Below are 12,694 nucleotides of genomic sequence, written 5' to 3'. Positions count from 1 at the left end.
TTCCCTACTGATGTACCTTACCAAAGCTCCTCTTGCCTATGAGTTATTTGGTATTGCTGCTGGCATATATGTCATCATCCGTCACCGCAGTAACATCCAGCGTCTAGTTACAGGTACCGAACCCCAAATCGGGAAATCCCTTTCTCCAGCAGTATCCTTAGAGACTGGAACAGAATAAGACTATAAAACACAAATCCCTTGTCATGGATTGCTTGATTAGAAATCTAATCAAGGACCGGACTTACGCAGCGGTGCCCCCCGGTCGGGTTTCCCGACAAGCGTGAACGCGCACCAATAGAGCTAAGCGTGAAAGCCCAGCAAGAGATATCGTTGTATGCTAGGGGTTGAATTGAGAAAACAATTCTCGTAACAGACTCCAGGAATTCTCATTTTTAAACATTAGCGTCGCAAAAGCGATTAACCCAAATTAGTAGCGCTAAGCACAATCGTTTACGTTGGTCATAGGAGATAGATGAGAACTTGAAATGATGATGGACTGTATTAAACTGAGCAATATTCGCTGCTACGGCTACACTGGCTACTTACCCGAAGAACAAACCCTAGGACAGTGGTTTGAAGTAGACCTGACCATGTGGCTAGATCTAACCCCTGCGGGAGAAAGTGATGATCTTAGCGATACCATGGATTATCGCCAAACTATTGATACTGTCAAGCATTTGGTTAAAACCTCAAAATGTGCCCTGATCGAAAAATTGGCAATTCAAATTGCTAATGCGATCCTAGAATTCGATAAGGTGGAGCAAGTCCAGGTGCAGTTAAGCAAACCTGGTGCCCCGATTCCAGATTTTGGAGGTAATATCACCCTGGAAGTGACTAGAACCCGTCACAATAGGTAGGAGGAATAATTCAACATCGTGGGTTTATAGGGGAATCATGACTTTTCGCATACTCAGCTTAGATGGCGGTGGTATTCGGGGCGTTATCGCAGCAGTAATCTTGGCGGAATTAGAGAAAGAGATTAACCAGCCCCTCAACAAGTATTTTGATTTAATTGCAGGTACCTCCACTGGTTCAATCTTGGCTGCCGGAATTGCCACTGGCATCCCCAGTCGGGAGATAATTAGACTTTATGAACAGAAAGGGGAAAGGATTTTCCGCTACACCAGCCGTTTTTCACTAAAGCGGCTGAAGGTTATCCTTAAGTATGGTCTTTCTGCTCCTAAACACTCCAATCAGGGGTTAATTGAGGTGATGAAAGAACAGTTTGGGACGACAAAGCTGTCGGATATCTACGATTCACCTCGGCTGTTGATCACAGCCTACGACACCATTAGTCGCATGCCGATTATCTTTAAAAGCTGGCGTGAAGACAAAGATTATTTTCATGTTCCCTTATGGGAAGCCTGTGTCTGTTCCGCATCTGCCCCCACCTATTTTCCAGCCCATCAGCTCAAGACTCAAAGCAAGACTTACTCGGCAATTGATGGTGGGGTTGGGGCGAATAATCCCTCAAGCTGTGCATTAGCTGAAGCGATCCGCTTAAATCATTCCCTTGAGGAAATTTCTATAATCTCCATTGGCACAGGAGCATCTAACCGCCCCATTCCTTGGGAAAAAGCTAGAGGCTGGGGATTGGGACAATGGGGATGGCAAGGACGATTGATTGAAGTGCTATTTGATGCTCCTTCTGACATTCACGGGTATATTACCAAAGAGTTGATGGGTAGCTTAGAATCCGAGGATGGAACAGTTTCTCGTTACCTGCGTCTACAACCGGAAATCACTAGTGACGCAATGGATGATGCGACTCGGAGCAATATTGCCAAGTTAAAGCGTGTTGCCAAGAATTACGCCTGGCAAAACCAAGGTTTGTTCCAAAACTTCCTGAAAATAAATTGATGAACCTTTGAGCTCTTGTTCGTCGGTTTAGTAATGATAATTCAAGGAACTTGGTTACTTGTTACTGGTGAATTAAATATGATTAGACGTGATGTAAGCAGTCAGCAGTCAGCAGTCAGCAGTCAGCAGTCAGCTAAAAGCTCACGGGAATTGAGGTGGTTAAAATAAACCTGTTTAGGGAAAATTTAATAGTTCCAGATTAATGATAATTGAAAGGTAAGCATATGCTGATAAGCGACACGCTGATAGCACCTCAAGTAGCACCATCTGTAGCGCATTAGCTGATAACTGATAAGCGAAACGCTGATAGCTTACCAATTTGATACCGAATTGAGAAATGCTATAAAATTGGGCAATGACCATAAAAGCTCGCAAAAAATTTGCTCAACATTGGCTGCGTAGCGAGGAGGCACTGAACCAAATCGTAACAGCTGCTAATTTACAAAAAAGCGATCGCATTCTAGAAATAGGTCCGGGTACTGGCATTCTTACCCAGCGGTTACTGCCTTTTGTTCAGTCTGTAGTGGCGGTAGAAATTGATCAAGACTTGTGCCGATTATTAGTTAAAAAACTCGGTAATATAGATAATTTTTTATTGCTGCAAGGGGACTTTCTCTCCCTAGACTTAGATACCTTGTTAGCTAACTTTTCTAATTTCCAAAAACCTAATAAAGTAGTTGCCAATATCCCATATAATATAACCGGTCCGATTCTGGAAAAGTTGCTAGGTACTATCACTCAGCCAGCTGTTCCAGGGTTGGATTTAATCGTGCTGCTAGTGCAAAAAGAAGTCGCTCAGCGGTTATATGCCAAACCCAGTTGTAGACAATTCGGGGCATTATCAGTGCGGGTGCAGTATCTCGCCCAATGTGAATTGATTTGCGATGTCCCTGGGTCCGCCTTCTCTCCTCCCCCCAAGGTCGATTCAGCTGTGGTGCGGTTACATCCTAGCCTAGCCGAACCACCAGCTTCTGACCCCAGATGCTTGGAGACACTATTGAAACTGGGCTTTGGCAGCAAACGTAAAATGTTGCGCAATAATTTAAAATCTGTAATTGAACGCGATCGCATCACCCAATTGCTGGAACAATTAGAAATAAGCCCTCAAGCCCGAGCCGAAGACCTTAGTGTTGCTCAGTGGATAGCCCTAGCGAATCAGATCACCATAAAGAATGCATTCATACTCCCTAAATGCCCCAGCTAAAATCAATCTGTATTTGGAAATCCTCGGTGATGCGGGTGATGGTTATCACGAACTCGCAATGATTCTCCAAAGCATCGAATTAGCTGATCAAATCGACATCCGTGCCATTGGTACACAGGAGATTAAAGTCCACTGTAATCATCCCCAAGTCCCAACGGATGAAAGCAACCTCGCTTATAAAGCAGCTGCCTTGATGTGGGAGGAGTTTCCTGAGTGTTTTGCTAACTTGGGTGGTGTGGACATTACTATCCACAAGCGAATTCCTGTAGCCGCTGGACTAGCTGGTGGATCGACGGATGCAGCGGCTGTGTTAGTAGGAATCGATATGTTGTGGCAATTGGGATTAACCCACCCGGAATTACAACAATTGGCAGCACAGCTTGGATCGGATGTGCCGTTTTGCCTTGCTGGTGGAACCGCTCTAGCTCTGGGGAGAGGTGAGCGGTTGTCTGCCCTACCGGGACTGGATTCTCTATATGTGGTTTTGGGGAAATACCGCAGTCTGATGGTTTCTACTGCTTGGGCTTATCAGACTTATCGGGCTCAGTTTGGGGAAACCTATATCCGGGAGCCTGAGGACTTAGAATCCCGTGCTAATCGTGTTCATAGTGGTCCGATGGTCAAAGAAATCCTCAATAAGGATGGAGGACAGATTGGTAACCTATTGCGCAATGATTTAGAGAAAGTGGTGTTACCCAATCACCCCCAAGTCTTGGAACTACGGAAAGCCTTTGAGAATAGTGGTGCCATAGGAACCATGATGTCTGGTTCCGGTCCGACGGTATTTGCCCTGTGCGAGTCCCAGGAGCAAGCCCAGGAAATTCAACAGAAAGTAAGCATTGAGATTACTGACCCAGATTTGGAGTTTTGGGTAACCAAGTTATCGACTCAGGGGATTCAAATCATGTCAACACCTTGAGCCGTTAGGCCTGAGTTGGTTAGCCACTTTCGACTCAGGAGTAACCAGAGTTTGAATCATTTATTATGCTTGAAATAAGCCTCCATCACCTGGCGCACAATTGGTCCTGCCACTGAACCTCCACCGCCGCCAGAATGTTCCACAAAAGCAACAACTGCAATCTCGGGTTTATCATAGGGGGCAAAACCACCAAACCAAGCATGAGCTTTCCCAGGAGGAGCCTCTGCTGTTCCACTCTTACCAGCGGAAGGAGGTAACTCTGGCACCCTCAATGCCGCTCCTGTTCCCCCAGTAACCACAGCTCGCAATCCTCGCCGCAGGGTCTGAATCGTTGATGGCTTCATATTGATGGAGACTCGCTCTTTGATAGCATCCTGATTGTTCTTGAGCAAGTGGGGTTTAACCCGATAGCCGCCATTGGCAACTGCAGAAAACATCACCGAAGATTGTAAGGGTGTTCCTAGGGTAAAGCCTTGACCAATAGACATATTTATGGTATCTCCTACGGTCCATCCCCAATTGTAGTTTTTCCGCTTCCAGGCATCATCCACTATCAAACCACTGGATTCGCCGGATAACTCAATACCAGTTTTTTCACCAAAGCCATATTTACGAGCCCATTCAATCAGGGTTTTTCCCCCAACCCCTCGACCGATTTGACCAAAGAAGGTGTTACTGCTCCAAGCCATAGCACCCACAAATCCCATTGGACCAAATCCGGCTCGGTTCCACTCCCCAAAGGCATGACCACCGACATACAGGTAAGGATAAGTCTGTAAAACAGTTTTGGGAGAATACCGACCAGATTCCATACCCGCCGAAGCTGTGACCACCTTAAATGTACTGGCTGGAGGAAACCCTCGCATTGCCCGGTTGATAAACGGATTCCCTCTGCCTTGTAGCTTTCGCCAGGTTTCTGAGGTGATGCGAGTCGAGAAAATATTCGGGTCAAAGGTTGGACGAGAAACCATTGCGAGGACAGCACCGGTGTTGGGGTCCATAGCCACGACTGCCCCTTTGCGATCGCCTAATGCTGCCTCGGCTGCCTTCTGCACGTCTATATCGATGCTTATATGGATAGGTTTACCCGGTTGTGCCTGTTTCTGACCCAGAACCCTGACGACTCGTCCAGCACCATCAACTTCTACTTGCTGACCGCCCCATTCTCCCCGTAGCAGATGCTCATAGGACTTCTCCACCCCCATTTTGCCAACCACATCACCGAGGCGGTAGCCGTCGGCTTTACGCCGTTGCAGCTCTTCATAGTCTAACTCTCCAGTATAACCTAGAACATGAGCCGATAGCTGTCCATGGGGATAGTACCGCACTGCATCAATATCCACCTCTATTCCCTGTAATTCATTGCTGTACTCAGCCAAAGCAGTAACTTGAGCGGGAGTAACACCACGGGCAATCCGAAGTAGGTAAGGAGAGTTATAGCCCGCTTGTTCCAGACGCTTTTGAATCTCAGCGTCTGGTATCTTCAAAATTTGGGACAAGCGTTTACGAGTTTGGGGCCATTGCTCCTGCCTAAGAACCAAGGGCCACACAAATACCGAGTGAGACAACCGATAGCTAGCTAATACTCTTCCCTTACGGTCAAAAATATTGCCCCGTATAGGCGGCTTGGGAATCAGGCGAATCCGGTTATTTTCTGCCAGCTGTCGGTTGCGTTCCCCTTGAACTAGCTGTAAATAGGCTAGACGGGAAGCAATTCCCCCCAGCAAGAATAGGCTAATCAGTAGCATAATCACTACAGATTGGTATTTGCGTCCGACAGTGCGGGAATTAGATCGATATACTGTATACGAAGATAAGGAAGGCTGAATTAATGTCATCGTCAGAGGTCTGAGAATGGGGAATCGGACTTGGAGAACACGGGATTGGGCAATTAAGGCGAATAGTCACCTGATCAATGCAGTAACCTATTGGCTTGGATTCCCAATACGCCCCCCCTTTTCAATTAAGAATTAAGGATTGACAATTGACAACTAAACAACAGGACTCACGCCCCAAGCTTGTCGGCTAAAACTGGAGATGGGGTTTACGGTGACCGGGTGTAGTGAGCAGAATGGGAACATGCCCGATTAATTGCCTACACCAGTTCGCCTACAGCCGCCCCAAATTCTTGATTAAGGAGGCTCTGATCTGCCCCTGTTCTAATCGTCATACCATTAGCCTAATACCTAGTCACGCCTAATACCCAGCTATTTACTTCCGAACCTCAGCTACTGGATCAGTGCAGATCCGTTTAACTACCGCAGGAGTATTTTTAGGTTGGAGGATAAAATAAACCCAAGGAGAGAAACCGTTTTGCACAGATGCAGACAGACGATGCATGACTCTGGGGGCATCACTACTGCTGAAATAACCACCATGTTTCAAACGACTGTTAAAGAACCACGTCCGACTGCTACGACTACAGCTAAACTTGATGTTGAACTCCGCAAGGTTTTTAAAGTGTTCGACACCGAGACTGTTGTCCGTGGTGTTGACTTAAGTATCCGTCAAGGAGAATTTTTTAGCATTCTTGGTCCGTCTGGCTGTGGCAAAACTACAACCTTGCGTTTAGTAGCGGGATTTGAGATGCCTTCAGCTGGGGAGGTAATGATTCAGGGACGCTCGATGAATCATATTCCACCACACCGCCGACCTGTCAATACGGTCTTTCAAAGTTATGCTCTATTCAATCACCTGAGTGTATCCGAAAATATTGCCTTCGGTCTACGGCTAAAAAAGCTACCTTCATTGGAGGTTGAGGAACGAGTCAAAGCAGCCCTCAAACAAGTGAAACTGGAGGGATTAGCGAATCGCTATCCCCCTCAACTGTCTGGGGGTCAACAGCAACGAGTGGCATTGGCCCGAGCGTTAGTTAATCGACCAGCGGTGCTGTTGTTGGATGAACCCTTGGGAGCGCTAGATTTCAAGCTACGCAAACAGATGCAGGTCGAACTTTCAAATCTCCATCAAGACCTGGGGTTAACCTTTGTGATGGTGACCCACGACCAAGACGAAGCCATGAGTCTTTCTGACCGTATCGCTGTGATGCGTGCAGGTAAAATTGAGCAAGTTGGTTCCCCCAGAGAAATCTATGAAAATCCTCGGACAACCTTTGTGGCGGACTTTATCGGTGATACCAATTTGTTTAAAGGTCGTCTGCAACGGTCCGATGCCGACTCACTCGAAATTACCACCAAGACTGGTATCAAGATTGTGGTTGAGTCTCCATCCGTTAGAGAAGTCCTGGATAATTCTAATGCTCAGGATATTGTAGTAGGTGTACGACCAGAGAAAATTCGCCTGAGTCTTTCCCCGCCAACAGTAACAACAACAACTACTACTATGAATTGCTTTGAAGGACGTCTCAAACACGCGATGTACCTGGGTACTCATATTCAATGTGTAGTGGAATTACTCAGTGGTGACTGTCTGAGAGTCATACTTGCCAACACCAATAACAAGTTACCAGACCCTCACACCACAATTTATGCTCGTTGGGCACCCACGGATTGTCGAGTGTTGGAGGAATAATTTAAAGATTTCGGTAGTTTTTGAGCCTAGTTTCCTTGGAAAATAGTGCTGAGTAGAGCAAGATATTTTTAGTTGTTGATTAAATCAAATCCGGTAGATTAATTATCCTATCCATTTTGGGGTAATGGGTAATCGGTAATCGGTTTTGACCAAATTTATTCAACCTAACCTAATTCGGACGCCTGGGCAAAAACAAACGTCAACTTTCAAGCTTTTCAATTGTGCTTTCACTGGATCGACAACAATTCCTAAAACGCCCTACAAGGCGTAACTTTTTACAGGTAGCCACGGTTGCTGCCCTATCAGGTCTAACCCTCTCTGGATGTGGCTGGACTCTAGCTGAGGTGAGACCAACAACTAATTCACCAGGTGATAGAAATAAACTATTTATCTACACTTGGACTAACTATACCGATGATGAGCTACTAGACCGCTTTACCGAAATAACTGGAATCAAAGCTGTAGTCGATGTCTTTGATTCCAACGAAGCTATGCTTGCTAGACTTCAGGCTTCTGGGGGCGGAGCCTATAGCATTATCTACCCGTCTGACTACATGGTGCGGAAGATGGTTGAGTTGGATCTGTTGCTCAAACTGGACTTTGAACGCATCATCGGAATGAATCGACTTTTTTCTCAGTTCCTCAATCCTATATATGACCCCAACAATTTGCATAGTATTCCTCTGAGCTGGGGAACAACAGGTTTGATTTACAACTCCAAAAAACTATCTAAGGTACCGGAGGATTGGAGCTATCTTTGGCAATATAAAGACAAATTATCGAGACGGATGACTTTGCTCAACGATGTGCGAGAAGTGATGGGTGCCACTTTGAAAATGTTGGGTTACTCGTACAACTCTACCAATCCCCAGGAGATCAAAAAGGCCTATGAAACGTTGGTGGAGTTAAAACCAAGTATTGCTTCATTTTCTTCTGATTCTTGGCGATCGCAAATCCTGAGTGGGGATTTATGGATTGCGATGTGTTACTCCTCCGATGCTGCTGAAATCATGTCAGAAAACCCAGATTTGCAGTACGTCCTACCGAAAAGTGGTTCTTCCTTGTGGACCGATACCTTGGCAATTCCTAAAACAGCTCCCAATCTTGAGGGTGCCTATGCTTGGATTAACTTTATGTTAGAAGCAGATGTTGCTGCTCAAATTTGTGAACGGTTGAGCTTCGCCACACCAAACCAAAAAGCCTTTAAGCTATTGTCCCGTGATATCCAAGAGGATCCAAGTTTGTTTCCAGAAGAATCAGCGTTGGAACGTTGTGAAGGTCTTGCACCCGTTGACGAGGTTAGCGAACTTTATGACCGCTACTGGACTCAGTTGACAAGTGGTTAGAAGTTAGGAATTAGCCCTTTTAAACACCCTACAGTTTAGAAAAATAGTACGGAAATGCAGCAATAAACCTACCGTTAAAAATACCTCTGATAAATGTTATATATAATAAATATTATATTATCCCAATAATTTTAATAATCAAATTATAAATAATCACGCACATTTTAGTTTGAAATTTATATAAAAAATAGCATTTATAACCTTTATTTAGTAAATTGGTATAACTCTTGGAATAATGACTAAAAACTAATGATAAATAACACTGAAAGCGTTACTGATAACATTGCTGAGTTCCAAGTTATGCAAGATAAGAAACACTTACGATGGCAGTGGTTAGAACCCCTAGGATTGCTCAGTCCAGCAGGTATATGGTTAGCTTTGTTGTTGGTGCTACCAACCCTAGTGATTTTTGAGCTAAGTTTGGTACCCAACATTAGACCAGGAGATGTGGTAAATCCGTCTGGTATTGATAATTATTTGCGGGTATTTGATCCAGTAATCTTGCAAGTGATGGGGCGATCGCTTTTTTTGGCCATGGGAAGCACTGTGATTTGTCTTCTGCTAGGATTTCCTGTGGCTTATTGGATTGCTCAGCTAGCACCCAAGCGGTGGCAAAATTTACTGCTGCTGGGTTTTATCTTACCGTTGTGGACATCATCTCTACTGCGTTCTTATGCCTGGATTACCATTCTGCGACCGACTGGGGTTCTCAATACAGTACTGACTAGTATTGGACTACCAGCCTTGGATTTGCTCAATCGTAGTGCTGCTGTATTGATTGCCATGGCTTACAGCTTTCTGCCATATATGGTCTTGATTCTTTATGCGTCTATAGAAAAGTTAGACAAACGTTTGTTAGAAGCGGCGGCGGATTTAGGGGCAAATCCTTTTCAAACCTTTTGGAAAGTAACTGTACCCCAAACTCTACCAGGAATTGCCGCAGGTTGTTTGCTAGTATTTATCTCTGGATTAGGGGATTTTATTAATCCCGAATTGCTAGGGGGAGCATCAAGTATGACTGGAGCAAGATTGATTTATAACCAGTTTTTAGGAGCTACTCAAAACTGGGGATTTGGGTCAGCTTTGAGTATGATGTTTATTTTGGTGGTGAGTATCGCGATCGCACTTTTGATTAAGTATGGTGATCCCAAAGCACAAGCATAGCACTATAGAAAAGGTCAAAGGGAGTAGGGAGTAGGGAGTAGGGAGCGGTGCGACAATCACGCGAATTTAATTACGGGTCAAGCGCACCGTAGGGAAATAGGGTTGCATTTATAAAAATGAAAAATTTAAACAAAGAACTAACAAGCGAGAGTTAGCCACCCAATAAATTGGGTGGGCGTGGAGCGAACCGGGATTTATCCCGGTGTTCGCGTCCTAAGGGATTCGTTTCGTCCTTGCTAATACTTCCAGAAATTCCGAAAGGCTTAATCCAGATTCTTTAGCCATTTTTTTGAGTTTATCCCAGCCTTCTCGGGTTACCGAGACACTATACGACCTTTTTCGCTCCCCATGAATACTTGGTCTTCCTTTTTTGATGATTTGTTTTGACATTTACTTGACCCCTCATTTATTGCGGTATATAATTAAGTTAACGCAGCAAAAGGTCGATGCAAAATGTACGGTTGCCAGCAACATCTGATAACTACGACGCCTGAGAACAAAGCAGTTATAGAGTTCATCTGCTCGGAGGCTAACAAGCTAACTAATTGCGGCCTCTATTATTGTCGTCAAATGCTGTTCAAGGCCGGTAAGTATCTGAACAATGCGGAACTGGACAAAATAATGAAAACCAATGTCCACTTCAAAGCATTAAGATCCGCTTGCGCTCAACAGACACTACACTCAGTAGTTGAGTCTTTCAAATCTTATAAGGCTCTCAAAAAGTTATACACTCTTGGACAATTAACTGATAAGCCTAGAATTCCAAAGTACCGCAAGAAAGGAGGATTAGCTGTAGTCAGTTATCCTGCTCGCTGGGTAAAACTGGTAAAAGGTCAACTCAAGTTCACTTTAGGAAAGCAGGTTAAAGCTTGGTTTGGAGTTGATAACTTCCTGCTGCCAATGCCATCAAATATCGATTTCAAATCAATTAAGGAATATCGATTTGTCCCCAGAAACGGTTGTTTCTATCTGGAATTTGTATACGAAAGACCGAACCCTGATCAAGTAGCGCCATCGGATAAGGTTTTAGGAATAGACCCAGGTCTTAATAACTGGCTGACTTGTGTCTCTAATACGAGAAAATCTTTCATAATAGACGGCAGAAAAGTCAAGTCGCAGAATCAGTGGTACAACAAGCGTGTTGCTGCGATAAAGAAAGGAAAAACTCAGGACTATTGGGATAACCAATTAGCCTCTCTAACCGAAAAGCGTAACAGGCAGATGCGCGACAATGTAAATAAAGCGGCTAGATTTGTTGTTAACTGGTGTATAAAAAATCAAATCAGCACAGTCGTTTTCGGCTGGAATAAACGGAACAAAGACGGCATTAATATCGGAAAAAAGAACAATCAGCAGTTTGTACAAATACCTACTGCTAAATTAAAAAATCGAATCGAGCAACTATGCATTGAATACGGCATTAAATTTGTTGAGACCGAAGAGAGTTACACCAGTAAAGCTAGTTTTTTAGATCAAGACTTCCTACCTGTGCTCGGCGCGAAACCTGAGGGGTGGGAACCATCTGGAAAAAGAGTAAAGCGTGGTCTTTATCGATCTGGCAAAGGTGAATTAATAAATGCCGACGCCAACGGAGCTTGCAATATTCTTCGCAAAGTAGCGACACAGCTAGGGATTTCCCTAGCCGAGGTCGGTAGAGCAGTTTTGGACCTGCCACAACGATATAGATTAGACTCACTATCTAAATCCTATCGTGAAGCTTCCTGGAGCGCGGTTTCAACCCGCGTAACGACATCCGCTTAGAATCCATGTGGTTTCAACCCATGGAGAGTTCAATAGAAACTTGATATTAATTAGCCATTAACTATTAATCTTTAAAATTAACCATTGACTAATGACTAATGAGCAACTATACCATCAGCAGGAGCAGCTTCCCCTAGACATGGTAAATTCTCAACCAAAACTCCGGGTTTCTTGGCAGGGTATTTTCTCCCTGGTGATGTTCTTTTATATGTACTTACCCCTGCTGGTACTGACGTTTTATAGCTTCAATGACTCTAAATACAGCGCTCAGTGGCAGGGATTCACGTTTAAGTGGTACCTAAAACTATGGGAGGACGAGAGTGTAAAGACCGCACTATTCAATAGTCTTAGGGTAGCGCTAGTAGCAGTAGGGATTTCTGCGGTATTAGGTACCATGATGGCAGTTGGTTTAGCCCGTTACCAGTTTCCAGGGAAACGCTTGTATCGAGGGATATCCTACTTACCCCTGATTATCCCAGATATTGCGATCGCAGTCGCAACTCTAATCTTTTTGGCAGTTATGGCTATTCCTTTGAGTCTGTGGACTATCATAGCAGCTCATATAGTTTTCTGTTTGGCTTATATTGCCATTGTTGTTTCCTCCCGTATCACCCAACTTGACCCTCACCTAGAAGAAGCAGCTCTTGATTTAGGAGCAACGCCCCTACAAGCTTTTCTAAAAATATTACTACCGGAATTGATGCCAGCCATTATTGCCGGTTGTTTATTATCTTTTGTCCTAAGTATGGATGATTTTCTGATTTCTAGTTTTACGGCTGGGACTGGTTCAACTACCCTACCCATGGAAATCTTTAGCCGCATCCGCATTGGTGTTAAGCCAGATATAAATGCTCTTAGTGTTTTGTTAATCCTAGTATCAGGTGCAGTTGCTTTTATCGCTGAATGGCT

Annotated in this window: 11 protein-coding genes and 1 pseudogene; 10 read left to right on the top strand and 2 right to left on the bottom strand. The window is 44.5% G+C overall.

Annotated elements, in window-relative coordinates:
* The 5 genes and pseudogenes from F6K52_RS21915 to ispE all read left to right on the top strand — a co-directional run.
* Positions 1-178 (top strand): annotated as a pseudogene (locus tag F6K52_RS21915) (acyl-phosphate--glycerol-3-phosphate O-acyltransferase); the annotation flags it as partial.
* Positions 179-491: 313 nt separating this feature from the next.
* On the top strand, positions 492-857 hold the full coding sequence (gene folB, locus F6K52_RS21910) for a dihydroneopterin aldolase (protein ID WP_293082577.1): 366 nt from the start codon (positions 492-494) through the stop codon (positions 855-857).
* Between the two features lie 37 nt (positions 858-894).
* Entirely contained in the window at positions 895-1,860 is a 966-nt protein-coding gene (locus F6K52_RS21905; protein ID WP_293082570.1) for a CBASS cGAMP-activated phospholipase, read from the top strand.
* A gap of 355 nt (positions 1,861-2,215) precedes the next feature.
* Positions 2,216-3,064 carry a 16S rRNA (adenine(1518)-N(6)/adenine(1519)-N(6))-dimethyltransferase RsmA gene (rsmA, locus tag F6K52_RS21900; RefSeq protein ID WP_293082566.1) on the top strand — a complete coding sequence of 283 codons (849 nt, stop codon included), beginning with the start codon at positions 2,216-2,218 and terminating at the stop codon, positions 3,062-3,064.
* Complete coding sequence (ispE, locus tag F6K52_RS21895) at positions 3,033-3,983, top strand: 4-(cytidine 5'-diphospho)-2-C-methyl-D-erythritol kinase (RefSeq protein ID WP_293082561.1); 951 nt, start codon at positions 3,033-3,035, stop codon at positions 3,981-3,983. The genes rsmA and ispE overlap by 32 nt, the downstream gene beginning before the upstream one ends.
* A gap of 56 nt (positions 3,984-4,039) precedes the next feature.
* Here the strand turns inward: ispE and mrdA are convergent, their stop codons facing one another.
* Positions 4,040-5,821, bottom strand: coding sequence for a penicillin-binding protein 2 (mrdA, locus tag F6K52_RS21890; RefSeq protein ID WP_293082558.1), 1,782 nt, complete (start codon positions 5,819-5,821; stop codon positions 4,040-4,042).
* A gap of 538 nt (positions 5,822-6,359) precedes the next feature.
* Here mrdA and F6K52_RS21885 point away from each other — a divergent pair.
* From F6K52_RS21885 to F6K52_RS21875, 3 genes are all read left to right on the top strand, one after another.
* Complete coding sequence (locus F6K52_RS21885) at positions 6,360-7,514, top strand: ABC transporter ATP-binding protein (protein ID WP_293061733.1); 1,155 nt, start codon at positions 6,360-6,362, stop codon at positions 7,512-7,514.
* Positions 7,515-7,735: 221 nt separating this feature from the next.
* Complete coding sequence (locus F6K52_RS21880; protein WP_293082555.1) at positions 7,736-8,860, top strand: spermidine/putrescine ABC transporter substrate-binding protein; 1,125 nt, start codon at positions 7,736-7,738, stop codon at positions 8,858-8,860.
* Between the two features lie 300 nt (positions 8,861-9,160).
* Complete coding sequence (locus tag F6K52_RS21875; protein ID WP_293082573.1) at positions 9,161-10,024, top strand: ABC transporter permease; 864 nt, start codon at positions 9,161-9,163, stop codon at positions 10,022-10,024.
* 213 nt (positions 10,025-10,237) lie between these two features.
* On the opposite strand, the gene F6K52_RS21870 is transcribed toward F6K52_RS21875, so the two are convergent.
* Positions 10,238-10,414, bottom strand: coding sequence for a hypothetical protein (locus F6K52_RS21870; protein WP_168166505.1), 177 nt, complete (start codon positions 10,412-10,414; stop codon positions 10,238-10,240).
* A gap of 63 nt (positions 10,415-10,477) precedes the next feature.
* Between F6K52_RS21870 and F6K52_RS21865 the strand changes: the two genes are divergently transcribed.
* Both F6K52_RS21865 and F6K52_RS21860 read left to right on the top strand, forming a co-directional pair.
* Complete coding sequence (locus F6K52_RS21865; RefSeq protein ID WP_293082551.1) at positions 10,478-11,785, top strand: transposase; 1,308 nt, start codon at positions 10,478-10,480, stop codon at positions 11,783-11,785.
* 91 nt (positions 11,786-11,876) lie between these two features.
* Positions 11,877-12,694, top strand: an 818-nt coding sequence (locus F6K52_RS21860) for an ABC transporter permease (protein ID WP_293082548.1), incomplete at its 3' end; no start/stop codon positions are given.

Source organism: Moorena sp. SIO3H5, from assembly GCF_010692395.1.
GTDB lineage: Bacteria > Cyanobacteriota > Cyanobacteriia > Cyanobacteriales > Coleofasciculaceae > Moorena.
Note: the sequence above shows the minus strand (reverse complement) of the source record. Positions and strands in the feature narration are given on the sequence as shown.

Coding starts and splice junctions, on each gene's coding strand:
- mrdA (WP_293082558.1), bottom strand. CDS start 5,821: ATGACATTAATTCAGCCTTCCTTATCTTCGTATACAGTATATCGATCT.
- ispE (WP_293082561.1), top strand. CDS start 3,033: ATGCATTCATACTCCCTAAATGCCCCAGCTAAAATCAATCTGTATTTG.
- F6K52_RS21905 (WP_293082570.1), top strand. CDS start 895: ATGACTTTTCGCATACTCAGCTTAGATGGCGGTGGTATTCGGGGCGTT.
- F6K52_RS21885 (WP_293061733.1), top strand. CDS start 6,360: ATGTTTCAAACGACTGTTAAAGAACCACGTCCGACTGCTACGACTACA.
- F6K52_RS21875 (WP_293082573.1), top strand. CDS start 9,161: ATGCAAGATAAGAAACACTTACGATGGCAGTGGTTAGAACCCCTAGGA.
- F6K52_RS21865 (WP_293082551.1), top strand. CDS start 10,478: ATGTACGGTTGCCAGCAACATCTGATAACTACGACGCCTGAGAACAAA.
- F6K52_RS21870 (WP_168166505.1), bottom strand. CDS start 10,414: ATGTCAAAACAAATCATCAAAAAAGGAAGACCAAGTATTCATGGGGAG.
- rsmA (WP_293082566.1), top strand. CDS start 2,216: ATGACCATAAAAGCTCGCAAAAAATTTGCTCAACATTGGCTGCGTAGC.
- folB (WP_293082577.1), top strand. CDS start 492: ATGGACTGTATTAAACTGAGCAATATTCGCTGCTACGGCTACACTGGC.